General features: G+C 71.3%; 21 protein-coding genes. 9 read left to right on the forward strand and 12 right to left on the reverse strand.

Translation table 11 applies throughout. The features are described from left to right. Positions 1 to 10 precede the first annotated feature (10 nt). The gene (locus OG811_RS04810) at positions 11 to 787 is read left to right on the forward strand and encodes a metallophosphoesterase (protein WP_406072426.1); all 777 of its coding nucleotides are present in this window, start codon (positions 11 to 13) and stop codon (positions 785 to 787) included. Next, a complete protein-coding gene (locus OG811_RS04815; protein WP_007464364.1) occupies positions 778 to 921 on the forward strand; it encodes a GPGG-motif small membrane protein in 144 nt (47 codons plus the stop codon). The genes OG811_RS04810 and OG811_RS04815 overlap by 10 nt, the downstream gene beginning before the upstream one ends. A 159-nt stretch (positions 922 to 1,080) precedes the next feature. Here OG811_RS04815 and OG811_RS04820 read toward each other — a convergent pair whose 3' ends face one another. Next, positions 1,081 to 1,854 (reverse strand): peptidoglycan DD-metalloendopeptidase family protein, encoded by a 774-nt coding sequence (locus OG811_RS04820; RefSeq protein ID WP_406072427.1) that lies wholly within the window; start codon positions 1,852 to 1,854, stop codon positions 1,081 to 1,083. A gap of 251 nt (positions 1,855 to 2,105) precedes the next feature. Here OG811_RS04820 and OG811_RS04825 point away from each other — a divergent pair, with 251 nt between their 5' ends. From OG811_RS04825 to OG811_RS04845, 5 genes are all read left to right on the forward strand, one after another. Next, positions 2,106 to 3,452: an ABC transporter substrate-binding protein gene (locus OG811_RS04825; protein WP_406072429.1), complete on the forward strand. Its 1,347-nt coding sequence runs from the start codon at positions 2,106 to 2,108 to the stop codon at positions 3,450 to 3,452. Between the two features lie 70 nt (positions 3,453 to 3,522). Then, positions 3,523 to 4,569 carry a carbohydrate ABC transporter permease gene (locus OG811_RS04830; protein WP_406072431.1) on the forward strand — a complete coding sequence of 349 codons (1,047 nt, stop codon included), beginning with the start codon at positions 3,523 to 3,525 and terminating at the stop codon, positions 4,567 to 4,569. Position 4,570: 1 nt separating this feature from the next. Further along, on the forward strand, positions 4,571 to 5,539 hold the full coding sequence (locus tag OG811_RS04835; RefSeq protein WP_406072433.1) for a carbohydrate ABC transporter permease: 969 nt from the start codon (positions 4,571 to 4,573) through the stop codon (positions 5,537 to 5,539). 68 nt (positions 5,540 to 5,607) lie between these two features. After that, a complete protein-coding gene (locus OG811_RS04840) occupies positions 5,608 to 6,654 on the forward strand; it encodes a LacI family DNA-binding transcriptional regulator (protein WP_406072435.1) in 1,047 nt (348 codons plus the stop codon). Between the two features lie 89 nt (positions 6,655 to 6,743). Then, positions 6,744 to 8,417: a glycoside hydrolase family 13 protein gene (locus OG811_RS04845; protein WP_406075530.1), complete on the forward strand. Its 1,674-nt coding sequence runs from the start codon at positions 6,744 to 6,746 to the stop codon at positions 8,415 to 8,417. Positions 8,418 to 8,522: 105 nt separating this feature from the next. On the opposite strand, the gene OG811_RS04850 is transcribed toward OG811_RS04845, so the two are convergent. The 3 genes from OG811_RS04850 to xylA form a co-directional block, all read right to left on the reverse strand. Next, a complete protein-coding gene (locus OG811_RS04850; RefSeq protein WP_406072437.1) occupies positions 8,523 to 9,977 on the reverse strand; it encodes an MFS transporter in 1,455 nt (484 codons plus the stop codon). A 93-nt stretch (positions 9,978 to 10,070) separates the two neighbouring features. Beyond that, positions 10,071 to 11,498: a xylulokinase gene (gene xylB, locus OG811_RS04855; RefSeq protein ID WP_406072438.1), complete on the reverse strand. Its 1,428-nt coding sequence runs from the start codon at positions 11,496 to 11,498 to the stop codon at positions 10,071 to 10,073. Positions 11,499 to 11,508: 10 nt separating this feature from the next. Further along, on the reverse strand, positions 11,509 to 12,696 hold the full coding sequence (gene xylA / locus OG811_RS04860) for a xylose isomerase (RefSeq protein WP_406072440.1): 1,188 nt from the start codon (positions 12,694 to 12,696) through the stop codon (positions 11,509 to 11,511). Between the two features lie 78 nt (positions 12,697 to 12,774). Between xylA and OG811_RS04865 the strand changes: the two genes are divergently transcribed. Continuing rightward, a complete protein-coding gene (locus tag OG811_RS04865) occupies positions 12,775 to 14,013 on the forward strand; it encodes an ROK family protein (protein ID WP_406072442.1) in 1,239 nt (412 codons plus the stop codon). A gap of 32 nt (positions 14,014 to 14,045) precedes the next feature. On the opposite strand, the gene OG811_RS04870 is transcribed toward OG811_RS04865, so the two are convergent. Continuing rightward, positions 14,046 to 14,705: a MarR family winged helix-turn-helix transcriptional regulator gene (locus OG811_RS04870; protein ID WP_406072443.1), complete on the reverse strand. Its 660-nt coding sequence runs from the start codon at positions 14,703 to 14,705 to the stop codon at positions 14,046 to 14,048. Positions 14,706 to 14,772: 67 nt separating this feature from the next. Between OG811_RS04870 and OG811_RS04875 the strand changes: the two genes are divergently transcribed. Beyond that, entirely contained in the window at positions 14,773 to 15,903 is a 1,131-nt protein-coding gene (locus OG811_RS04875; protein WP_406072444.1) for a PP2C family protein-serine/threonine phosphatase, read from the forward strand. Between the two features lie 7 nt (positions 15,904 to 15,910). Here the strand turns inward: OG811_RS04875 and OG811_RS04880 are convergent, their stop codons facing one another. From OG811_RS04880 to OG811_RS04910, 7 genes are all read right to left on the reverse strand, one after another. Beyond that, entirely contained in the window at positions 15,911 to 17,392 is a 1,482-nt protein-coding gene (locus OG811_RS04880; RefSeq protein ID WP_406072446.1) for a sugar transferase, read from the reverse strand. Positions 17,393 to 17,608: 216 nt separating this feature from the next. Continuing rightward, a complete protein-coding gene (locus tag OG811_RS04885) occupies positions 17,609 to 19,366 on the reverse strand; it encodes a substrate-binding domain-containing protein (RefSeq protein WP_406072448.1) in 1,758 nt (585 codons plus the stop codon). Positions 19,367 to 19,523: 157 nt separating this feature from the next. Beyond that, complete coding sequence (locus OG811_RS04890; RefSeq protein WP_406072450.1) at positions 19,524 to 20,561, reverse strand: lactonase family protein; 1,038 nt, start codon at positions 20,559 to 20,561, stop codon at positions 19,524 to 19,526. A gap of 87 nt (positions 20,562 to 20,648) precedes the next feature. Beyond that, complete coding sequence (locus tag OG811_RS04895; protein WP_406072451.1) at positions 20,649 to 21,251, reverse strand: GTP-binding protein; 603 nt, start codon at positions 21,249 to 21,251, stop codon at positions 20,649 to 20,651. Continuing rightward, positions 21,232 to 21,621, reverse strand: coding sequence for a DUF742 domain-containing protein (locus tag OG811_RS04900; protein WP_406072452.1), 390 nt, complete (start codon positions 21,619 to 21,621; stop codon positions 21,232 to 21,234). The genes OG811_RS04895 and OG811_RS04900 overlap by 20 nt, the downstream gene beginning before the upstream one ends. Continuing rightward, on the reverse strand, positions 21,611 to 22,033 hold the full coding sequence (locus tag OG811_RS04905; protein ID WP_406072454.1) for a roadblock/LC7 domain-containing protein: 423 nt from the start codon (positions 22,031 to 22,033) through the stop codon (positions 21,611 to 21,613). Before OG811_RS04905 ends, OG811_RS04900 begins: the two co-directional genes overlap by 11 nt. 12 nt (positions 22,034 to 22,045) lie before the next feature. Then, positions 22,046 to 24,427, reverse strand: coding sequence for a nitrate- and nitrite sensing domain-containing protein (locus OG811_RS04910; RefSeq protein ID WP_406072455.1), 2,382 nt, complete (start codon positions 24,425 to 24,427; stop codon positions 22,046 to 22,048). Positions 24,428 to 24,666 lie beyond the last annotated feature (239 nt).

Below are 24,666 nucleotides of genomic sequence, written 5' to 3' on the forward strand. Positions count from 1 at the left end.
GGGAGGTTTCATGGTGATCCGGATCGCCGCCGTGGGCGACGTGCATCTGGACCAGGACGTGGTCGGGCGATTCCGACCGGCGTTGGAGGATCTGCCGGAGTGCGCCGATGTGCTGCTGCTGGCCGGAGACCTGACCCGGCACGGCACCGAGGCCGAGGCGCGCTGCGTGGCAGAGGAGTTCGGTGGGTTGGCCGTCCCGGTGGTGACCGTGCTGGGCAACCACGACCACCAGTGTGACCAGGTGCCGCAGGTGGTCAAGGTGCTTGAGGACGCGGGCATCATCGTGCTGGAGGGCAACGGGGTGGTGCTGGACTGCGCGGGCGGCCGGCTCGGTATCGCCGGCGTCAAGGGCTTCGGCGGCGGGTTCGCCGGGCGGTGCGCGAGTGACTTCGGCGAGCCGGAGATGAAGGCGTTCGTGCGGACCACCACCGACAGCGCGGACCGCCTCGGTGCGGCGCTGCGCTCCCTGGACTGCGACATGCTTGTCGCGCTCACCCACTACGCACCGGTGCCGGACACGCTGGCCGGCGAACCGTTGGAGATCTACCCGTTCCTCGGCTCGTACCAGTTGGGGCAGGCGATCGACTCGGCGCCCACGGCGCTGGCCCTGCACGGGCACGCGCATGCCGGCACCGAGCGCGGCACGACCCCCGGCGGAGTACGCGTCCGCAACGTCGCGCACCCGGTGATCAAGCAGGCGTACAGCGTCTTCCACGTTGGTGATCAACTCGACACCGATCAGGTTTCCCCGATCGGCCAGTCGGGTATTCAGAGGTCATGGAGCTGATTCTCTGGATTCTCGCAGTCGTACTCGTGGTCGCCGGCATCCTCGCGCTGTTCCGCCGGCAGATCCTGTGGGGCATCGTCCTCATCGTTGTCGGGCTGTTGGTCGGCCCGGGTGGTGTCAGCATCTTCAATTAACGTTCGCACCCTCAACACCGGGACCCGCCGGGGTCGCCGCGACCGGAGCTTCGTCCTCCCGACAGGAGCACCGCGCGTGGCGATCCCGGCGCTGTTGGGTCCGCGGGTCTGACGGTTCCCGGCAGCGCCGCCCACCGGGAACCGTGGTCGTCAAACCGCTCAGCAGCGGGGCACGCCGGGGATGTAGCCGTCGTGACCGGTGTACACGTACGCGTCGGCGATGAAGCGGCCGCTGCCGATCCGGTCCCAGATCGAGCTGGTGCCGTAGGTGCCGGTGACCGTGGTGCCGCTGGTCTGGCAGGCGATGCTCACCCGGGTGCCGTCGGCGACGGTGCCGACCGAGGCGTACCCGGTGCCGGGGCCGGAACGGACGGTCAGCGGGGTGCCGCTGGTGTTGACCGTGCCGCTGCCGGCGCCCGAGCCGCACCCGTTGTCGCTGGTGTAGGTCTTGGTGCCCCAGTACAGGCCGAGGGCGCCGTTGAAACGGACCTGGATGTCGCCGCCGTTGAGGCGCTGCTCGTAGTGCAGGTGCGGGCCGGTGGAGCCGCCGGTGCTGCCGACCCAGCCGAGCACCTTGCCGTAGCCGACCGTCTGGCCGACCGACACGTTGAAGCCGTTGAGGTGGGCGTAGTACGTGCTGTAACCGCCCCCGTGGTCGATCCGGACGTACTTGCCGTAGCTGGTGCCGCCGAGGTCGGTCACCCGGTCGACGGTGCCGGGGGCGCTGGCCACCACCGGGTCGCCGAGGTCGTCGGTGCGGTTGAAGTCGACGGCGTTCGCCGGGCTGTGGTTCGACCGGGTCTGCCCGGACCAGGACTGGCCGCACGGGAACGGCACCTTGAAGGTCGGCGCGGCCAGCGCCGGGCTGGCCGGAGCCAGGACTCCCCCGACGAGCAGACCCGTCACCAGCAGGCTGATCCATCGCTTACGCATACAGTTCCTCCTATGTCGAAAACCTTCGATGCGATGGCTTGAGCCTGACAGATATCGTCATCCTTCGAAAGAGTCGGAAACCTGCCCGGGAGCGCGCCCACGGGACGCCCGGGACGTTTCCGGATTGTTACTCGCTCGTGTCTGACAAGGGCTGGACCGGACCGGATGCAAGCGCTTACATGTGTGGCACGCCCATCGGGACCGGCGCCGGGCCTTTGAGCACGACCGCGCCGGCTAGAAAGGAGGACGGCATGGCGGTCTTCACCAGACCACGCCAGGCCTTCGCGATCGCCGGCGTACTCGGGCTGGCGCTCAGCGCCACCGCCTGCGGTACCGGCGATGACAAGAAGAGCGACAACGCGGGCTCCGCAGAGTGTGCCGCATACGACAAGTACAAGGGCCACGACGGCAAGAAGGTCTCCATCTACGCGTCCATCCGGGACGCCGAGGCCGACCTGCTGGAGCGTTCGTGGTCGCAGTTCACCGAGTGCACCGGCATCAAGATCGACTATGAGGGCAGCGGCGAGTTCGAGGCGCAGCTCCCCGTCCGGGTCGACGGTGGCAACGCCCCCGACATCGCCTTCGTGCCGCAGCCCGGCCTCGTCAAGCGTTTCGCGGACGCCGGCAAGCTGAAGTCCCTGGGTGCCGACACCAAGGCCCTGGCCGAGCAGAACATGCCGGCCGACTGGCTGAAGTACGGCACCGTGAACGGGACGCTCTACGGCGTGCCGCTCGGCGCCAACGTGAAGTCCTTCGTCTGGTACTCGCCGAAGACGTTCAAGGAGAAGGGCTGGGAGGTCCCGACCAGCTGGGACCAGCTCATCGCCCTGAGCGACAAGGTCGCCGCCAGCGGCATGAAGCCGTGGTGCGTGGGCGTCGAGTCCGGTGACGCCACCGGCTGGCCGGCCACCGACTGGATCGAAGACCTGATGCTGCGTACGCAGACCCCCGAGGTCTACGACCAGTGGACCACGCACGCCATCCCGTTCAACGACCCGCGGGTCGTCGAGGCGGTTGACCGTGCCGGCACCATCCTCAAGAACGAGAAGTACGTCAACGGCGGTTTCGGCGGCGTCAAGAGCATCACCACCACCTCCTTCCAGGAGGCGGGCGTGCCGATCACCAACGGCAAGTGCGCGATGCACCGGCAGGCGTCGTTCTACGCCAACCAGTTCCCGGAGGGCACCAAGGTGGCCGCGGACGGTGACGCGTTCGCGTTCTACTTCCCGGCCATCGACGCGGCCAAGGGCAAGCCGGTGCTTGGCGCTGGCGAGTTCGTCGTCGCGTACGCCGACCGCCCGGAGGTGCAGGCGGTGCAGACCTACCTCGCCTCGGCCGAGTACGTGAACAGCCGCGCGAAGCTCGGCAACTGGGTCACGGCGAACAACAAGCTCGACATCGCCAACGTCGCCAGCCCGATCGACAAGCTCTCCGTCCAGATCCTCCAGGACAAGAGCGGCGTCTTCCGCTTCGACGGATCCGACCTGATGCCGGCAGCCGTCGGTGCGGGGACGTTCTGGAAGGGCATGGTCGAGTGGCTGAACGGCAAGTCGACCGCCCCGGTGCTCCAGGGCATCGAGAGCAGTTGGCCTAAGTGATCCCGGCGGTGGCCCGGCCCGCGCTCGCGGGCCGGGCCACCGGCCGAAGTGGACCCGGAAGGGAGGGTTGATGGAGTTCGACTTCGCCGATCAGCAGCCGAAGCTCCTCATGCTGATGTACGGACTGGTCGCCTTCGTGGTGGTGGTAGGCGGTCTGCTCCTGCTGCTCGACGTCGTGCCGGCCTGGTTCGCCCGGCGGCGGGAGGTCCAGCTGGTCGCCGCCTCCGCGAGTGGTGCCCCGCTGCCCCGCCGACCCAAGCAGCGCGAAGGGCTCTTCGCGCTCTTCTTCCTGCTGCCGACGTTGCTGCTGCTCCTCGTCGGTCTCGTCGTGCCGGCCATCCGCACCACGCTGCTCTCCCTGATGGATGGGAGCAGCACCAACTGGGTGGGTCTGCGCAACTACAGCTGGATGTTCTCCGACGACTCGATCTTCCGGGTCCTGATCAACACCCTGGTCTGGGTGCTCCTGGTCCCGCTGGTGGCGACCGGGTTCGGCCTGATCTACGCCGTGCTGGTGGACAAGGCCCGGTTCGAGGCGGTGGCCAAGTCACTGATCTTCCTGCCGATGGCGATCTCCTTCGTCGGCGCCAGCATCATCTGGAAGTTCGTCTACGCCTACCGGGGCGAAGGCGACCAGATCGGTCTGCTCAACCAGATCATGGTCAGCCTCGGCGGTGAGCCCAAGCAGTGGCTGCTGGAATCACCGCTGAACACGCTGCTGCTGATCGTCATCATGGTCTGGATCCAGGCCGGTTTCGCCATGGTGGTGCTCTCCGCCGCGATCAAGGCGATCCCCGGCGACATCGTGGAAGCCGCCCGGCTCGACGGGGTCAGCCCCTGGCAGATGTTCTGGCGGATCACCATGCCGAGCATCCGACCGGCGCTGATCGTCGTGGTGGTGACCCTCACGATCGCCACGCTCAAGGTCTTCGACATCGTTCGGACCTCGACCAACGGCAACTACGACACCAGCGTGATCGCCAGCGAGATGTACAACCAGGCGTTCCGGTACGGCCAGAACGGGCAGGGCTCCGCACTCGCGGTCTTCCTCTTCGTCCTGGTCATCCCAGTCGTCATCTACCAGATCCGTAACCTCCGTCAGCAGCGGGAGGGCTGAGATGACGACCGCAACGCCCACCGTCGCCGCCGGCACCCAGAAGACCGACAGCACACCGTCCACCACCGCCGGACGGGTCCGCAAGCGGCTGAACAGCCGCACCGCGACACTCGTCTCGGTGGTCATCGCGGTGGTCTGGACCATCCCGACCTTCGGCCTGCTCATCTCCTCATTCCGGCCAGAGGACGAGATCAAGACCACCGGCTGGTGGACGGCCTTCACCAACCCGCAGTTCACGCTGGAGAACTACCAGCAGGTCCTGTTCGGGCGGTCGTCGTCCTCCGGGCAGCTCGCCGGGTCCTTCATCAACTCCCTGGCGATCACCATCCCGTCGGTGCTCTTCCCGCTCGCCTTCGCGTGCCTGGCCGCGTACGCGCTGGCGTGGATCAACTTCCGCGGCCGGGACTGGCTCTACATCGCGATCTTCGCGCTGCAGATCGTGCCGTTGCAGATGGCCCTCGTGCCGCTGCTGAGGTTCTTCTCCACCGGCGTCAGCCTCGGCGGCGTCACTTTGATGCCGGCCTGGGACCTGGTCGACGAACAGAAGTTCGCCCAGGTGTGGTTCGCCCACACCTGCTTCGCGCTCCCGTTCGCCGTCTTCCTGCTGCACAACTTCATCGCTCAACTGCCGGCCGACCTGATGGAGGCGGCCCGGGTCGACGGGGCCACCCATCCGAAGATCTTCCGCACCATCGTGCTGCCGCTGATCACTCCGGCGCTGGCGGCGTTCGGCATCTTCCAGTTCCTCTGGGTCTGGAACGACCTGCTGGTCGCACTGATCTTCGCGGGCGGCGGCAACGAGACCGCCCCGCTCACCGTCCGGCTCGCCGAGATGGCTGGCACCCGGGGCAACGAGTGGCAGCGGCTGACCGCTGGCGCGTTCGTCTCCATCGTCGTACCGCTCATCGTCTTCCTGTCCCTGCAGCGTTTCTTCGTGCGAGGTCTGCTCGCCGGCAGCGTCAAGGGCTGACCCGCTCGCCCGCCGCCGCCTGGCCCCTCGGGCGGCGGCGGGCGCTCCGGGCACCGAGCGGGGGAACCGTGACGAGGATTGATGATGTGGCCCGGCTGGCCGGTGTGTCCACGGCCACCGTCTCGCGGGCCCTGCGCGGGTTGCCGACGGTTTCGGCCGCCACCCGCCGCCGGGTGCTCGCCGCCGCCGAGCAGCTCGACTACGAGGTCTCACCGAGCGCGTCCCGGCTCGCCGGTGGCCGGACCGGCACGGTCGCGGTGGTGGTCCCCAGGATCACCCGCTGGTTCTTCAGCACCGTCGTCGAGGCCGTCGAGGAGTACCTCCACCAGTCCGGCTACGACCTGCTGCTCTACAACCTGGGCGGCCGGGAGCAGATCCGCCAGCGGGTCCTGCGTACGGCCAACCTGCACAAGCGGGTGGACGCGATGATGCTGGTCGCCACGCCACTGCGGCCGGCCGACCTGACCGCACTGGCCACGCTGGAACTGCCCGGCGTGACCATCAGCTCGGGGAGCAGGGTGCCCAACTGGCCGTGCGTACGGATCGACGACGTGGCGGCCGCCCGGGCCGCCACCCGGCACCTGATCGACCTCGGCCATTCCCGGATCGCGCACATCTCCGGCGACCCGGACGACGAGCTGGCCTTCACCACCCACCTGGACCGGCGCCGGGGCTACCAGGCGGAGCTGCGGGCGGCCGGCCTGCGACCCGACCCGAGCCTGGACGTCGAGTCCAGCTTCACCATCGACGGCGGCAACCAGGCCACCGCGGAGTTGCTGGCCCGCGGCGAGCCGCCGACCGCGATCGTCGCCGCCTGCGACGAGATGGCGATGGGCGCGATGACCGCGCTGCGCGACGCCGGGCTGCGGGTGCCGCAGGACGTCAGCGTGATCGGCATCGACGACCACGACCTGGCCGGCGTGCTCGGGCTCAGCACCATCGCGCAGCCCGCCGCCGAGCAGGGCCGGCTGGCCGCCCGGATGCTCCTCGACCCGCTCGGGGCGCGCCCGCTGGGCCCAGTCGCGGGTCAACAGAGCGCCGGTTGCGACACGCCGGTGATCCTGCCCACTCGGTTGGTGGTCCGAGACTCGACCGCACCGCCCCGGGCACACTGAACTTCAGCCATCCGCCGACAGCCGACGGCGACGCGGCCGGCAGCAGCACCGCCGGCAGTCCATCCACAGCTCCGACACGGGAGACCACCCTGAACACCGATCCGACGCAGCAGAGCCCCTCCGATCACCCGATCACCGGCTGGTGGACCGAGGCGACCATCTACCAGATCTACCCCCGCTCGTTCGCCGACTCGGACGGAGACGGGATCGGTGACCTGCCCGGCATCACCGCCCGACTCGACCACCTGGTCGAGTTGGGCGTGGACGCCGTGTGGCTCTCCCCCTTCTACCCGTCGCCGCAGGCCGACGCCGGCTACGACGTGGCCGACTACCGCGACATCGACCCGCTGTTCGGCACCCTCGCTGACGCGGACAAGCTGATCGCCGAGGCCCGGTCCCGCAGCCTGCGGGTGATCGTCGACCTGGTGCCGAACCACACCTCCTCGGCGCATCGCTGGTTCCAGGCCGCGCTGCCCGCCGCGCCCGGCAGCCCGGAACGCTCCCGGTACATCTTCCGGGACGGCCTCGGCCCGGCCGGCGACCAGCCGCCGAACGACTGGCAGAGCGTCTTCGGCGGCCCCGCCTGGACCCGGACCGTGGACCCGGACGGGCAACCCGGCCAGTGGTACCTGCACCTGTTCGACACCGGCCAGCCGGACCTCAACTGGGACAACCCGGAGGTGCACGCGGAGTTCCTGGACGTGCTGCGGTTCTGGCTGGACCGTGGGGTGGACGGCTTCCGGGTCGACGTGGCGCACGGCCTGATCAAGCAGGCCGACCTGGCCGACTGGCAGGAGCCGCAGGAGATCCTCTCCGGCAACGAGGTCGACAAGCCGCGCCCGCCGATGTGGGATCAGGAGGGCGTGCACGAGATCTACCGGCAGTGGCGGCAGGTTCTGGACAGCTACCCCGGTGAGCGGGTGCTGGTCGCCGAGGCATGGGTGGAGCCGGCCGAGCGGCTGGCCCGCTACGTCCGCCCGGACGAGATGCACCAGGCGTTCAACTTCGAGTACCTGCTCGCCGCCTGGACCGCACCGGCCCAGTACGCGGTGATCACCCGCTCGCTGGAGGCGACCGATTCGGTCGGCGCGCCGACCACCTGGGTGCTGTCCAACCACGACGTGGTGCGGCACGCCTCCCGGCTCGGCCTGCCGATCGGCACCGTACGACCCAACGGCATCGGCATCGGCGACCCGCAGCCGGACGCCGCGCTCGGCCTGCGCCGGGCCCGGGCGGCCACCCTGCTGATGCTCGCCCTGCCCGGCTCGGCGTACCTGTACCAGGGCGAGGAGCTGGGGCTGCCCGAGCACACCACGATGCCCGACGAGGCCCGGCAGGACCCGACCTGGGCGCGCAGCGGACACACCCAGCGCGGCCGGGACGGCTGCCGGGTGCCGATCCCGTGGGAGGCCGATGCCCCGTCGTACGGCTTCGGGCCCACCGACGCGAGCTGGCTGCCGCAGCCGTCACTCTGGGCGGAGTACGCGCTGGACCGCCAGCGCGACGTGCCCGGCTCGACGTACGAGCTGTACCGCACGGCGCTGCGGCTGCGCCGCGCCCACGGGTTGGGTCACGGCACCCTGGAGTGGTTGTCCTCCGGGGACGAGGTGCTGACCTTCCGCAACGCGGAGCTGACGGTGCTGACCAACTTCGGTGACGCCCCGGTGCCGGTGCCGGCCGGCGTCGAGGTGCTGGCCAGCAGCGCACCCCTGGACGACGACGGCGCGGTCCCGACCGACGTGACGGTCTGGCTGCGCGCCTGATCAAGATCGCGCAACTTCAAGGATGTAGTGGCCTCAGCCTGGTGGGAGGCCACTACAACCTTGCAACTGCGAAGCCCGGGACCGACGAGCGGCACCGGTGGGCGGTCAGAGACGGTCGGCGCGGGCGTGCAGCAGGTCATGCACGTTGTCGATGTCCGTCGGTGAGGTTCGCGAGGCGAGCCAGTACATGACGCCGGTGGGTATGAAGAAGAGCTGGAACGCGGCCAGCCCCACGGCGAAGTTCAGCGGCGGCGGGAAGGCCGCTCGCAGCCCCTGGAACGCCACCCCGACCAACCCGTTGCCGGCCGCGCGACCGACTCCGTTGACCAGGTTGCCCAGGCTGTAGACCGTGCCCCGGTGCTCCGGCGGGTTGACGTCGGCGATCAACGCGAACCAGTTCGGCGAGTTGGCCGAGGTCAGCGCGAGCGCCACGATCGCGGTGAGCAGGCTCAGCCCCACCGACGGCTCGGTGAACACACTGGCCAGGACCGCGCCGACCACCGCACCGCCGCTCGCGCCGTCCGGCACGTCGATGGTCACCGGGACGAAGAACAGCACCAGGTAGAAGGGCAACGCGGCGAGGATGCCGACCGCGGCGACCAGAGCCCGCCCCCTCGGCGTACGCCGTTGCACCGCGTCGCCGATGAGCCCGCCCACGATGGAGAGCACCCCGCCGAGCTGGAACAGCGTGGCGAACACGCTGCCCACCACCACCGCGGTCGACGCCGAATAACCCTGGGCCTCGGCCCGTTCGGCGAAGAGCACCGGCAGCCAGACCAGCGAACCGAACGCCGCCTGCGCGGTCAGACCCTGCAGGATCAGCCACCGGTTGGTCCGGCGGGCCAGGATGCGCGGCAGGTCGGCGCGGCTGATCCGATAGTCGTACTCGGCGCCGGCGTCCAGCCTGTCGGCCAGCTCCGGCTCGCTCTGGCCACGCTGGATGTCGTACGTGAACAGGTAGGCCAGCGTGGCGACCAGGCCCACGCCGGCCAGGAGCAGGAACGGCCGCCGCCAGTCGCTCGCCCCGAGCAGCCCACCGAAGAGCGTGCCCGCCAGGGTGCCGACCCCCTGGGAGAGCCCCCAGAAGCTCATCACCAGCCCCCGCCGGGTCGGTGAGATCAGGTCGGTGACCACGGAGAAGCCCACCGAGCCGACCGCGCCGAGACCGACCGCCGCGACCAACTGTGCGGCGAGGAACGTCAGGTACCCGCCCGCGAGTGCGCTGCCGCCGGTGCCCGCCGCCCAGAGCAGCGTGCCCACCATGAGCAGCGGCTTGCGGTTGGTCCGGTCGCCGACGTATGCCCAGCCGACCGCTGCCACCGCGCTGACCAGGAAGCTGCCCGCGGTGACCAGACCGAGCAGCCGCCCCGACACGTCGAACGCGTCAGAGATCGGACCGTACAGGGGCGGAACCAGCCCGATCGCCACGTTGTCCAGCGAGGCGAGCAGCACGAACACCACGACGCTGTACAACCGGTGCGCCGGGCCACCGCCCCGACCGTGCAGGCGCTGCCCGGGCTGCGCCCGGCCCCGGCCGGGCCCGCCACTGGTCACCGTCATGTCGGGCAGCCAACCAGACTCCGCTGACGAGGTCGTCACGCGGGTGGGTGCCGGTCAGCTTCCACCGGCGCCCACCCGCGTCGATCCCGACGGTCAGCGCCGGTCGAGGACCAACCCACGAGCCGCGGCGTACTGGTCACGGACGGCGGGGACGGGCTCGCCCGCGTACTCCTCGGTGCCCTCGACCGCCCAGACCGGCGGCGTGGGACCGCCCAGGGCGACCCAGGCGGCCTGCCGTGCGGCGCCGTCGGCGACGTACTCGCCGGCTGGCGGGACGACGACCGGGCAGCCGAAGACCTGCGGCGCGATCCGACGCACCGCGGCCGACCGGGCTCCGCCGCCGACCAGGATGACCCGGCGAACGGTGGCACCCTGCGCGGTCAGTGCATCCAGTCCGTCGGCGAGCGCGCAGAGCATGCCCTCCACGGCGGCCCGCGCCAGGTGCGCGGGGGTCGACGTGCGCAGGGTCAGCCCGTGCACCGCACCGGTGGCGAGCGGCCGGTTCGGCGTCCGCTCACCCTCCAGGTAGGGCACCATGACCAGCCCGTCCGCGCCGGCTGGCGCGGAGAGCGCCAGGTCGGCCAGCTCGTCCAGGCTGACGCCGAGCATCGCGGCGGCGGCGTCCAGCACCCGGGCGGCGTTGAGCGTGGCAACCAGCGGCAGAAAACGGCCGGACGCGTCGGCGAAGCCCGCCACGGCACCGCTCTCGTCGGCCGCGGGCACGTCCGCGACGCTGAACACGGTGCCGGAGGTGCCGATCGAGACGACCACGTCACCCGGCCCGGCGCCGACACCGAGCGCGGCGGCGGCGTTGTCCCCGGTGCCCGCGCCGAGCAGCGCGCCACCCGACCCACCCAGGTCGTCGGCCAGCTTTCCGGCCGACTCCGCCGGACCGAGCACCTCGGGCACCACCAACTGCCGGCCGAAGCCCCGCTCCAGCAGGTCCATCCGGTAGTCGCCGGTGGCCGGCGACCAGTAGCTGGTGCCGCTGGCGTCGCCCCGGTCGGTACGCAGCGCGCCCAACCCCGGTGCGCCGGCCAGCCGCCAGGTCAGCCAGTCGTGCGGGAGGCAGACGGCGGCCACCCGCGCCGCCAACTCCGGCTCGTGCGTAGCCAGCCACCGCAGCTTGGTCAGGGTGAAGCTGGCCACCGGAACGCTGCCGGTGGCCTCGGCCCAGAACCGACGCCCGGCCGCGCCGCCGCCGGCCTCCTCAATGAGATCGGCAGCGGCGTCGGCGGATCGGGTGTCGTTCCACAGCAGCGCCGGGCGGACCACCCGGCCGTCCTCGTCGAGGCACACCATGCCGTGCTGCTGGCCGGCGACGGAGATCGCGGCCACGTCGGCCAACCCGCCGGCCTGGTCGGCGGCGCTGCGCAGCGCCTGCCACCAGGCTTCCGGGTCGACCTCGGTGCCGCCCGGGTGCGGTGCCCGGCCCTGCCGGAGCAGGGCACCGGTCTCCGCGTCCCGGATCACCACCTTGCAGGACTGGGTGGACGAGTCGACGCCTGCGACCAACGGCATGGCGCGGGCCTCAGCGGGCGCCGAGCAGGTGCTCGACGGCGAGTTGGTTGAGCCGGACGAAGCCGAAGCCCCGGGCGGCCACCGCGTCGACGTCGACATCCTCGAACGCGGACCGGTCGGCCAGGAGCTCGTCGTAGCCCTCGCCCGGGTTCAGCGTGGGGGTGCTCAGCTCGCCGACCTTGCTGGCCGCGAGCGCCTCGACCACCTCGGGGTCAGCGCGGAACGCCGCCGCCCGTTCCTTGAGCAGCAGGTAGGTGGCCATGTTGGCCGCCGCCGACGCCCACACGCCCTCCATGTCCTCGGTCCGGGAGGGCTTGTAGTCGAAGTGCCGAGGGCCGTCGTAGGTCGGACCGCCGTTCGGGCCGCCGTTCTCCAGGAGGTCCACCAGGGCGAACGCGTTCATCAGGTCACCGTGGCCGAAGACCAGATCCTGGTCGTACTTGATGCCGCGCTGGCCGTTGAGGTCCAGGTGGAACAGCTTGCCCTGCCAGAGCGCCTGGGCAATGCCGTGGGCGTAGTTGAGCCCGGCCATCTGCTCGTGGCCGACCTCCGGGTTGAGACCGACCATCTCCGGGTGTTCGAGCTGGGAGATGAAGGCGAGCGCGTGCCCGACGGTGGGCAGCAGGATGTCGCCGCGCGGCTCATTGGGCTTGGGCTCCAGCGCGAACCGCAGGTTGTAGCCGCGGTCGATGACGTACTGGGTGAGCAGGTCCACCGCCTCGCGGTAGCGGTCCAGCGCGGCGCGGACGTCCTTGGCGACGTCGTACTCGGAGCCCTCGCGGCCGCCCCACATCACGAAGGTGCTCGCGCCCAGCTCGGCGGCCAGGTCGACGTTGCGCAGCACCTTGCGCAACGCGTACCGGCGGACGTCGCGGTCGTTGCTGGTGAAGCCGCCGTCCTTGAAGATTGGGTGGGTGAAGAGGTTGGTGGTGACCATCGGCACCACGAGGCCGGTCTCGTCGAGGGCCTTGCGGAACCGGGCGATGTGCTGGTCACGAGTGGCGGCGTCGACGCCGAACGGGATCAGATCGTCGTCGTGGAAGGTGATGCCGTACGCGCCCAGTTCGGCGAGCCGGTGCACCGCCTCGACCGGGTCGAGCTCGGGGCGGGTCGCGTCACCGAACGGGTCGCGGGCCTGCCATCCGACGGTCCAGAGCCCGAAGGAAAACTTGTCGGCGGGAGTGGGACGGGGTGCCATGAGCGACCTCCGGTGTGGTGTTGTCCGCTATTTGTTCAGCGATTGAATTATTTGCTCGACGTATGGCACTGTCAAGGGGTGAGCCTCACCCACGCCCCTGCCGGCGCAGTCCGTCAGGGCAGCCTGCGCGAGCTCAACCTCGCCCTGGTGCTCGGCCGGATCGCCACAGCCCACCGACCTCCGTCCCGGGCCGACCTGGCGACCGCGACCGGCCTGACCAGAGCCACCGTGTCGGCGGTGGTCGAGGACCTGCTCGCCGGCCGGCTGGTTTGCGAATCCGACCCGGCGCCCCGCTCCGGCGCCGGCCGCCCGGCACGCGGGCTGGTCCTGGCCGACCAGGGGCCGGCCGGGCTCGGCCTGGAAGTCAACGTCGACTACCTGGCGGTCTGCGTCGTGGACCTCGCCGGCCAGGTCCGGCACCGCACCGTGCACCGGGCCGATCTGCGCCCGGTGGCCCCCGCCGACGCCCTGGCCCGGCTCGTCGAGATGGCCGAGGCCGCCCGCGACGATGCTGCCGAGCAGGACCTCACGCTGGTCGGGGCCGCGCTCGCGGTGCCCGGCCTGGTGGACGACGCCGGGCTGGTCCGGCTCGCGCCGAACCTCGGCTGGCGCGACGTGCCGGTCCCCGCGCTGCTCGCCGAGCATCCTCCGCTGGTCGAGCAGGTGCCCGGCGTCCCCGCGCTGGTGGTGGACAACGAGGCCAACCTCGCGGCGCTCGGCGAGCTGCACTCCCAGCCACCCGGGCCGTCCAGCTTCCTGCACATATCCGGTGAGGTGGGCATCGGCGCCGGCATCGTGCTGGACGGGGCGCTGTTCCGCGGCGTCCGCGGCTGGAGCGGCGAAATCGGGCACCTCCCGGTCCACCCCGAGGGCCGCCCGTGCCGCTGCGGCGGGCAGGGCTGCCTGGAGCAGTACGCCGGTCAGGAGGCGATCGTGACCGCCGCCGGGCTGGCCCGGGCGGAGCTGCCCGCGGACATCGCGACGGCGCGGCTGGCCGAATTGGCCGAGGCCGGCGACGCTGACGCGCTGCGGGCGCTGCACGACGCCGGGACGGCGCTCGGTGTCGCGGTGGCCGGCGTCGTCAACCTGCTCGACCTGGACACCGTGGTGCTCGGGGGCGGTTACGCGGCGCTGGCACCCTGGCTGTGCCCTCCGGTGCTCGCCGAGATCGCCGGCCGGGTGCTGACCGCCGCCTGGTCGCCGGTCACGGTCCGGCCGTCGAGGCTCGGCGCGGAGGCCGCCGCGGTGGGTGCCGCCGGCTCGGTGGCCCGCCGGATCGTCGCCCAGCCCGCCGGCTGGTTGGCCCGCTCCGGCTGATCGGCACCCACTCCGGTTGATCGGCGGCTTGATCAGGCGGTCCGCGCCACCGGCGGGTCGCCGGCCGGCCAGTCCCGAGTGGTGCCGAGCGACCGTTCCGCGCCGCCCGACGGACCCGCCCACACCGCACGGGTCTGCCGGTCCGGATCGACCGGCCAGTCCCCTCCCGAGGGCACACCGGGCCGGTCCGGGTCGTCCGGCAAGTCCCCCTGCCCCGTCGACGCGCCCGGTGCCGATGTGCTCCGCGCCTGCTGTTGGCGAGCGCTCTCGTCGAATTCCCGCATCCCGCGCAGCAGCGCGTCGCGGCCCTCCGAGCTCATTCCGACCAGCACGGTGGCAAGCTGCGCCTGACGGTCGGCCCGCAGCTCAGCGAGGAGCCGGCGGGCCTCCGGGGTGAGGTGCAGGGAGATCTCCCGCCGGTCGAAGCGGCCCGGCTCGCGCTCCAGCATGCCGGCGGCGACCAACCGGTCGCAGAGGCGACTCGCGGAGCTGAGCAGCATGTCGAGCTGGGTGGCGAGCCGACGCAGGTTGATCCCGTCGTGCTGCTCCACCACCATCACCGCCCGTAGCTGGGCACCCGACACGCGGTTGGCGGTCCCCTCCCGGGCGGATTCCCAGATGCCCAACAGGGCAGCGGCCGCCGCGTCCAGCGCGGCAGCCATACTCGTCTCAGGGTCCGGCGGACCGTTCACTTCGGCCATGGTGGCCCGAGACTACTCCGAACCCACAGGTGGTCGAGCTTTCAGCAAGGGAGTGATGATGAGCGAACCGGTCAATCAGGCACGACGCGCCCTGAACGAGACACCAGCCGACCGGCTCGTCGGCGGCGTCGGGGACGTGCTCGTCCGGTCGTACGGAATCACCGACGTCGAGCTGTATCAGGTCGACTACCGGCTCTCAGAACTCCTGCCGCTCGCCGAGGGTGACCCGATCACGAGCCCCGGGCATCCCGCCTGGCGCGCCTTCGACCACCAGTCGCCGATCCACACCGACGGCACCGCCTGGTTCCCGGTCACGATGCGTGGTGAGCGCCGGGGCGTGCTGCGGCTGTCGCCCGTTCCGGACGACCAGGAAGTCCTCGCCGCGCTGGCCGAGATCGCCACCGCACTCGCCCACGAGCTGGCGGCGGTCTCCGCCGGCACCGACGTCTACCGGGCGGCGCGGCGCTCCCAGCGCCTCACCCTGGCCGCCGAGATGCAGTGGGACCTGCTCCCCGGCCGCAGTCGGATCCGACCCTCGTTCAGCCTGGCCGGGCAGTTGGAGCCGGCCTACGCGGTGCGCGGCGACAGCTTCGACTGGTCCGACGACGGGCAGCGGCTCTGGTTGTCCACCATCAACGGCACCGGTGAGGGAGTCGCCGCCTCCCTGCTCACCTCGTTGGCCACCCACGCGCTGCGCAACGCGCGCCGGGCCAGACTGAGCCTGGCCGACCAGGCCGCCCTTGCCGACCAGGCCCTCTACGACCTGCACCGGGGCAAGCAGCACCTCTCCGCGTTGCTGATGGAGCTGGACCTGCGTTCCGGGATGTTGACCGTGGTCGACGCGGGCTCACCACGGCTGGTCCTGCTGCGCCACGGGGAGGTCACCGAGCAGCCCCTGGAGGCGCAGTTCCCGCTCGGCATGTTCGAGGCGACCGACTACCACGAGCAGAAGTTCCCGATGCAGCGCGGCGACCGGGTCTTCGTCGTCAGCGACGGGGTGGTGGAGGCCACCGGGCAGCACGTGCGCTATGGCGAGACGGCACTGGACCGGTTCCTGCGACGGACCGGGCCGATGGCGCCACTGGACGCCGTCCGGTCGTTGATCGGTGATCTGCGCGCGTTCGTGGCCGGTGACCTGGTCGACGACGCGGTGGTCGTCTGCCTGGACTGGACCGGCCCGCAACCGTGACCGGGGGTCAGTAGGCTCCGCGGCCGTTCAGGACCGCGCCGAAGGTCTTCCAGAGGATGGTGAGGTCGGCGGCGAGGGACCAGTTCTCCACGTAGTAGAGATCGAGCCGGATGCCGTCCTCCCAGCTCAGGTCGGAGCGCCCGCTGACCTGCCACAGGCCGGTCATTCCGGGCTTGACCAGCAGCCGCCGGGCGACGTCGCCGTCGTAGCGGGCCACCTCCGAGGGCAGCGGCGGGCGGGGCCCGACCAGGCTCATCTGACCCAACAGCACGTTGACCAGTTGCGGCAGCTCGTCCAGCGACCACTTGCGCAGCAGCCGGCCGACGCGGGTGACCCGGGGGTCCTGGCGCATCTTGAACATGAGGCCGTCGGTCTCGTTGCGGGCGGTCAGCTCGGCGAGCATGGCGTCGGCGTTCACCACCATGGTGCGGAACTTGAACACGCCGAACTCCTGCCCGCCCCGGCCGACACGGACCTGACGGAACAGGACCGGACCCCGGCTGTCCAGTTTGATGGCCAGGGCGATGAACGCGATCAGCGGCAGCAGCACCGCCAACGCCAACGACGAGACGGACCGGTCGACGAGGCCCTTCACCAGCTTGCGCGCACCGCGGAACTCGGGCGCCTCGACGTGGATCAGCGGCAGGCCGGCAACCGGGCGGGTGTGGATCCGCGGGCCGGCGACGTCGGTCAGCGCGGGTGCCACGACCAGGTCGACGCCGGTGCCCTCCAACTGCCAACCGAGGCGGCGCAGCCGGGCCGCGGTCAGCTCGCCGGAGGCGGTCACCGCGACAGTGTCCGCGCCGATCGCGGTGGCGGCCTCCGGGATACCCCGGAACGACCCCACCACCGGCACGTCGCCCAGCCGCTGCGCCACCGGCGCGAGCAGCGCGTCCGGGATGCAGGCGCCAACCACCTGGTAGCCGGCGTACGGCTCGCGGCGCAGCGTGTGCACCAACTCCAACACGTGGGCGGTGTCGCCGACCACCAGCACCTTGCGGGACCAGCCGACGCCCAGCGAGCGGGCCCGGTGCAGGCGCTTACGGGCGGCGAACCGCGCCACCTCCAGCCCGACGGTGCCCACCGCGAAGGAGATGCCCAGGAAGCCCCGGGAAACGCCGATGTCGGCGATGTAACCGAAGATGGCAATCGCACCGGCCAGTCGCAGGCTGGCGGAGCTGACCCGCCGGTATTCGTCCGCCCCGTAGCCGATCACCCGGTCGTCGTAGCAGCCGAGCGCCTTGAGCGAGATCAGCCAGGCCAGCACCAAACCGGGGGCAACCAGCACGTACGGGATCTCCGAGCCGGTCGGCTCGTCGTCACCGAAGCGGGTGACGTACCCGATGAGCAGCGCGACGATGAGGACGGTGGTGTCCAGCACCACCAGAACCCGGACGTAGGACCGTTCGTCGGCACGCGCCACCAGCCCGGCACGACGGTCGTTCGGCGCCGCCGACGTGGCGGGGGTCAACAGTGTCGCCGCGCTCACCGGCCCTCCCACTCTGCTCAGGATGGCCCCGGTCGAGGGGTCGGACCGGAGGCGGACCGACTCTGCCGGAACAGTCGACATCCTGCCTCGACAACTGTGCCGGCCGATCGTTTCGGACGTATTGCCGTCACTTTTCTTCAACAACCTGGTGGCCGCGAAGGGGCCTGCCATACCGGATCGACGGTACGGCAGCCCCCTTCGCGTCTGAGCTTCGGATCAGCGCGGCGCGGGCGGACGCCGTGCGATGGCGCTGAGGAAGATGCTGCCGATCTCGCTCGGGTCCTTGGTGACGAAGACGTCGCCACCGGTCACCTTCGTGATCGACTCCAGCTCGGCCTTGCTGACGCCCTCGCCGATACCGATCATGATGACCTGGACCGGCCGCTCCGGGTCGGCGGCCTGCTTGAGCTTGGCGAGCAGTTGCTGCTGGGTGAGGCCGTTGTCGTCCTCGTTCTTGCCGTCGGTGAACAGCACGATGGAGTTGACCCGGCCGGGTTGCCAGTCCTCCTGCACCGCCTGGTACGCGGCCAGCATGGTGTCGTAGAGGCCGGTGTCGCCGCTGGAGGGCTTGACGGTGGCGAGTGCCGCCTCCAGCTGGGCCCGCTGGCTGGAGAGCGGCCCGATGGGGATCAGCTGTCGGTAGTCCCGGTTGCCGACCAGCTTGGTGGAGAAGGTCCACAGGCCAATCGACCAGGAGTCGTCGAAGAGGCCGAGGCCGCGACGGGCCGCGTCCACAGTGACCTCCTCCCGGCTGCGGTTGTTGGCGGAGGGCACCGGGTCCTTCATCGAGCCGGAGACGTCGATGACGGCCAGCATCCGACCGGACTGGGTGGCGATCGACCAGCTGGAGACGACCCGCTGGATCGCGGCCGGGTCCAGGCCGCCCGCCGCGCTGCCGCCGTTCGCCGGTGCGGTCGGCGCGCCACCGGACGGGCTCGGGGCACCCTGCGGCGCCTTGAAGCCAGCACCCCAGTTGCCGTCCGGCCCGCGCAACGACTGCGCCGCGAGCCGGTCGCGGAAGGTGGGGCTGGTGAGCAGCTCGAACAGCACCCGGGCCGCCGACGCCTTGCTCGGCTCGATGCCGGGCAGCACCGCGTACGGGTAGTCCAGCGGCATCGGCGCCGGCTCCATGTAGAGCGCGGCGAGCGGCACCGGCGGCTTCTTGCTGTTGTAGGCGATCACGTCTTCTTCGGACAGGGCCGCCGCGCCGAGACCACTGGCGATGGATGTCGCGTCGTTCGCGGTCGGGAAGCGGGCCAGCAGATCGCTGCGGAGCGAGGAACGCCCGGTGGCCAGTGCCCGGAGCGCGCCGACGGTGTTGCGCTGGGCGTCGCCGCCGGCGCCGTTGGCGGCCGCGGTCAGCGAGAGCAGGCCGGACAGGCCCGCCGCGTCGCGGGTCGGCTCGACGATCCCGGTGCGCAGGGGCGCGCTGCTGTTGTTGACCTGCTTGAGGAGGTCGGTCCAGTTGAACTTCTTGTCCGGCCAACCCAGCCGGGTGGCGATCGGCTCGGGCATCGCGACGACGATGGGGCTACGCGCGATGGACGCGCCGTTGGTCGGAGCGAACGCGGTCGCGTCCTTCTTCAACCGCAGCAGCCAGGTCGAGGAGTCGGGCACCCAGACGTCCGGGCTGATGGCCGTGCCGCTGGCCTGCCCCACGCCGGCCAGGACAGCGCCGTGCTTGGCCGCCACCACGGCAGCCACGTCGACCGGGTCGGACGCGGAGACGTCCACCCGGATGCAGGTGGGGCCTACCGCAGCGCCGTCCTTGACCCATTGGGACGCGGCGGCGTCCACCGCTGGCGCGAGCTCGGAGGCGACCGCCACGGCGAGCCGGATCTCACCCGAGCAGCTGGGCTGGATCAACTCCCGGTAGCCGAACCACGCGCCGGTCGTGACGACGAGCACCGCCGCCGTCGCGGCGGCGGCTGCTAGATGGAGTTTCGAACGCATGCGATGGCGGCCTGCTGACACGGTGACCATCTTGCGTACAAGGTGCCGTCTCTGCCACATCCGTTCGGACGAAAGTTACGGAGGAGAAACAGTTGACCGCCAACTAACGACGCAGAGTGACGTACCGGCCCCAGGGCGTTGCCAAATCGGTGCCACCCTCACTTTTCGACGCGGGGGTTCATGGCAGTACGCACGTCGGGCTCGGCACCGCCACCGGCTCACCGACTGCCTCGGGGACGCCGGTGACGGCGTCACGCCGAAAGACCCGCACCATGTCCGCCCGTTCATCGGCAACGTAGAGGTGCGCACCGATCAGTGCGAAGTGCCGGGGCCACCCGCCGCCGGTGTCCACCTCAGCCACCAGTTCCGGCAGCTCCCCGGCCAGGGTGAAGACCGCCAGGGTCCCCACCCCCCGGTTGGCGACATAGAGAAACCGACCGTCCGGGCCGACCGCGACCTCCGACGGCTGAACATGCCCGGACCGTTCGCTCGCCTCGACCCGACCGCGCTGGTGCAACGCGCCGTCGTCGGTCAGTTCGTACGCGGTGACCGAGGCGTCCAGCTCACCGACGAGGTAACAGCGCCGTCCGTCGGGGTGCCGGGCCAGGTGCCGGGGCCCGGTGCCGGGCGCCGTGCGGATCCGCGGCGCACGGGGCACCAGTCGGCCGGTCGCGTCGTCCAGGTCGTACCGATAGACCGAGTCGGTGCCGAGGTCCACCGTGAGGAGCGGCCCCCGGCCCGCGCCCGGGGAGACCATGTGGGCATGCGCGTGGTCCTGGCGCTCCGGGTCGGGGCCGTGCCCCTCGTGCACGACCAGGTCGGTGCGCTCGCCCGGCACACCCTGCGGGTCGAGCGGGAAGACCGCGACGCTGCCGCTGCCGTAGTTGGCCACCGCCAGGTGGCCGCCGCCGGGTAGCACCGCCAGGTGGCAGGGCTCGGCACCGCCGGTCGACCGGCTGCCGAGCGGATCCAGCCCGCCGTCCGGCCCGACCCGCCAGGCGCTGATCTCCCCGTCCGTCAGTTCGTTGACCGCGTAGAGCACCGGGTGGGTGGGGTGCCGCGCCAGGAAGGAGGGGGACGGAGTGAGGGCCACGGTGCCGAGTGGGGTCAGCGCCCCGGTGCTCGGGTCGCGATGTGCCGCGACGATGCCGCTGCCCCGCCCGCCACTCTGCGCGGTGTAACCCCCGATGTGGACGACCTCACCCTGACCGTTCACGCCCAACTCCTCCGCCGGCATCCTTCAGTGATCCAACCAGAGGCTGCCCGCGTTGCCCGCCCGTTAACCGGCTTTCCGGCCCGGATCTCAGGCCGTCGGCACCGGCTCGCCGCGCTGACGGGCGACGTGCTCGACCAGAGAGATCAACACCATCTTTCCGGACTGCCGGTCCCGGGCGTCGCAGAGCACCATCGGCACGTCCGGGTCCAGGTCGAGCGCCCGGCGTACGGTCTCCAGGTTGAACCGGCGGGAGTCGTCAAAGCAGTTCACGCCCACCACGAACGGAATGCCGCGCTGCTCGAAGTAGTCGATGGAGGGGAAGCAGTCGGCCAGCCGACGGGTGTCGGCGAGCACCACCGCGCCGAGTGCTCCGAAGGCCAACTCGTCCCAGAGGAACCAGAACCGGTCCTGACCCGGGGTGCCAAACAGGTAGACCTGCAGGTCGTCGTTGATGGTGATCCGGCCGAAGTCCATCGCCACCGTGGTGGTCGACTTCCCCTCCACTCCGGAGATGTCGTCGGTGCCGATCCCGGCGCCGGTCAACACCTCCTCGGTCTGCAGCGGACGGACCTCGCTCAGGGCGCTCACCAACGTCGTCTTGCCGGCCCCGAACCCTCCCGCGATGAGGATCTTCAGTGCCAGCGGGATGGTGGTGCTGGTGCCCGCCTGGTCATAGCGCACGGAGTCCACTGACCACCGCCTTGAGGATGTCGTCGTCGGGAAGGATGCCGGCGGCCGGCGGCTCGTGCACCGCGACCAGGCCCTCAGCCAGGAGATCACCGAGCAGTACCCGCACGACCCCGACGGCGAGGTCCAGCTCGGCTGCCAACTCGGCCACCGACACCGGCCGGCGGGCCAACGCGACCAGCCGCCGATGCTCCGGGAGCAGGTGCGGATGGCTCTTCGCGTCGACGTCCGACCCGGCCAGCACGAACGCGACCAGGTTGAAAGCATCGACGGCGGAGCGTACCCGGCCTCCGGTGAGGGTGTACGGGCGCACTACCGGGCCGGCGTCGCCGTCCAGCCACTCGTGCTGCGGCCCGGGCGGCTCAGCCCTCATCACCGGCTCCCGCCGACGATCGGGCCGGCGCCGCGAGGCTCTCCCCCACCCGGATGACCAGCATCGCCATCTCGTACGCGACCAGGCCGATGTCCGCGTCGGCATCGCTCACCACCGCCAGGCAGGCACCCTGCCCGGCGGTGGTGACGAAGAGGTACGCCGACTCCATCTCCACCACCGTCTGCCGGACCGGTCCGCCGTCCACGTGCCGGCTGGCGCCCCGGGCCAGGCTGGAGAAGCCGGCAGCGAGCGCACAGAGGTGCTCCGCGTCGGAGCGCTCCAACTCGGCCGAGCAGCCGAGCAGCAGCCCATCAGCGGAGAGCACCACCGCCTCCCGGGCGGCCGGGACCCGTTGCACCAGCTCGTCGAGCAACCAGTCGAGGCCGGCGCTCTGCTTCGTCGAATGCCGCACTAGGCGTCCCTCTCAGTTGCGGTCGGGGATTTCGGGGGTCGTCGCCGGCTTGGTAGGGGCCGCCGGGACCGCCGGACCGGTTGGCGCCGCCGGAGTCGCCGGAGTCGCCGGGGTCGCCGGGGTCGCCGGAGTCGCCGGAGTCGCCGGCATGCTGACGGTGGCGCGTCCGCGAGCCGTGCCGGCCTGCAGGGCGGCCATCACCCGACGCACCTCCTCGGGAGATCGGGGTGTCGGGGTGTCGGTGACGGTCGACCGGGGCTGGGCTGCGGGGGTGTGACGTCGCACCCGGCGGGGCAGGTCGTCCAACTCGTCGGCCGTCTCGTCGGAGGACGCCGCATCGCCGGGCTCGATGACCGGCGACGTGTCCGAGGTCGGTGCTGCGGTGGACGGGGCGGACGGGGCCGTGGGCCGGCGGGTGCGGGGCACGGTGCCCCGGCGAGCCGTCCGAGCCAGCCGCCGGCCCGGGTCGGCCGACGCGGCACCCAGCGTGGCAGGGTCGGGGCCGGCCGGCGGCTCGGTGGTAACCAGGTCGGTAGGGACCAGCACCACGGCGGTCACCCCACCCTCCCCGGAGGAGCGCAACCGCACCCGTACGCCGTGCCGGGCCGCGAGCCGGGCCACCACGAACAGCCCGAGTCGGGCACTCTGCGCCGGGTCGAACTCGGGCGAGCTGGCCAGCCGGGTGTTGGCGGTCTCCAGCGCCGCGGCGGACATGCCCAGCCCCCGGTCGGTGATTTCCAGGGCGTACCCGTTGGCCACCTGTTCCCCGGTGACGGTGACCCGGGTGTCCGGCGGGGAGAAGGCGGTGGCGTTCTCGACCAGCTCGGCGAGCAGGTGGATGATGTCGCCGACTGCCCGGCCCAGCACACCGGCCGGCTGCACGGCGGGGATGTCCACCCGGTCGTACGCCTCGACCTCGGAGATCGCGCCGCGGACCAGGTCGACCATCGCGACCGGGTTTCGCCAACCGCGGCCGGGCGCGGAGCCGGCGAGGATGACCAGGTCCTCGGCGTGCCGGCGGAGCCGGGTTGCCAGGTGGTCGACCTGGAACAGCTCGGCCAACTCGTCCGGGTCCTCGGCGCGCCGCTCCATCCGGTCCAGCAGGTGCAGCTGACGATGCACCAGGCTCTGGCTCCGTCGGGCGATGTTGAGGAAGACCTCGTTGAGCCCGCGACGCAGGGTGACCTCGTCCACCGCGGCCTGGACGGCGGTGCGCTGCACCTCGGTGAAGGCCCGCCCGACCTCACCGATCTCGTCGTTGCCGTATTCCAGCGGCGGTGCCTCCCGGGCGACGTCGACCTGCTCGCCACGACGCAGCCGCGTCACCACGTCCGGCAGGCGGTGCTCGGCCAGCTCGAGCGCGGCGGTGCGGACGCCGCTGAGCCGCTGCACCAGGGTCCGACCGACCCGCAGCGCCACCAGCACCGAGACCACCACGGCGACGAGCCCGAGCACACCGGCTGCGGCGAGCCGCACCAGGATGCGGACCGCCATCGGCACCGAGCGGTCGGTGAGACTGTCGGCCTCGGCCAGCTCGAAGTCGCGCAACTGCTGTTGCACCGCGTCATGGCTGGCCTGCCAGGCCGTCGCGTCGACCGAAGGTCGACCGGACCGGTTGGGCACGACCAGCGCATCCTGCATCGTGCGCAGGCGGTTGAACGCCTCGCCCTCGGTCAACCGTTGGTATGCGGCCCGGCTGGTCTCGGGCAGGTCGGCCACGGCGCTGTCGGTGAGCCACCGTTGGTTGCCGATGGCCTGCACGAGCTGGATGTGCTCCCCCTCGGCGAACCGTCCGGCGGCCAGTGCTCCAGCCAGCAGCGCGTCGCTCTGGCCGAGCAGCTCCCGGGAACGGCCCAACGCGGTGAGGGCCAGTGCCTGCCGGTTGAGGTCCTGGTCGGTCAGGGTCGCCATGCCGGCGAACGCCTGGAAGGCCGAGGAGACCATCCCGCTGTACAGGCCGAGCGCGCCGGCCCGGTCCATCTTGCGGTCGTCGATGAAGTCCCGGCCGGCCGGCAGCGCCGCCAGGGCGGTGACCAGCTGATCGACCCGGGCCTCCAGCAGGTCGTCCGCCGCGTCGCGCAGAGCCTCCCCGTCGACCCGGCGGCGTAGCTCGGCGACCGCCCGGTCGGTGCGCTCGCGCTGCTCGGCCAGGGCGGGCAACTCGGTGGTGCCGGCGAGCTGCACCATCGAGAGCCGGCGTTCCCGTTGCAACTCGGTGACCACGGTCTCGCCGGGGCGACCCAGGTCGTACAGCAGGGTGCGGGCGGAGAGCAGATTCAGGGCGGGACCGAACGTCAGCGTGGTCGCGAAGATCCACAGTGCCAGGAGCGCGGTCACCGGCGCGACGACCAACGCGGTCAGCTTCGAGCGGATCGGCCAGTCGCGGGTTTTCATCAGACCTCGCCCGTACAGGGGTGGCAGGAGGGGTGCCGGCACCGCCGGGCAACGCGCCCGGCCCGGCTGTGTGCCCGGCCGGGACGCCGGGCACCGGCGCGGGCGCCTTGGGCAGGATACGTAATCGAGGCCCGTTGCACTACCGCCCGTCGCGCCGACATAGACGCTCCGGGATGCCCCGCAGCACCCCACCCAAGCGCGCTTTCTGGAATGAGTCAAGTTTTCCCGACCCCGAACGC

Source organism: Micromonospora sp. NBC_01638 (assembly GCF_045209745.1).
Lineage (GTDB): Bacteria > Actinomycetota > Actinomycetes > Mycobacteriales > Micromonosporaceae > Micromonospora.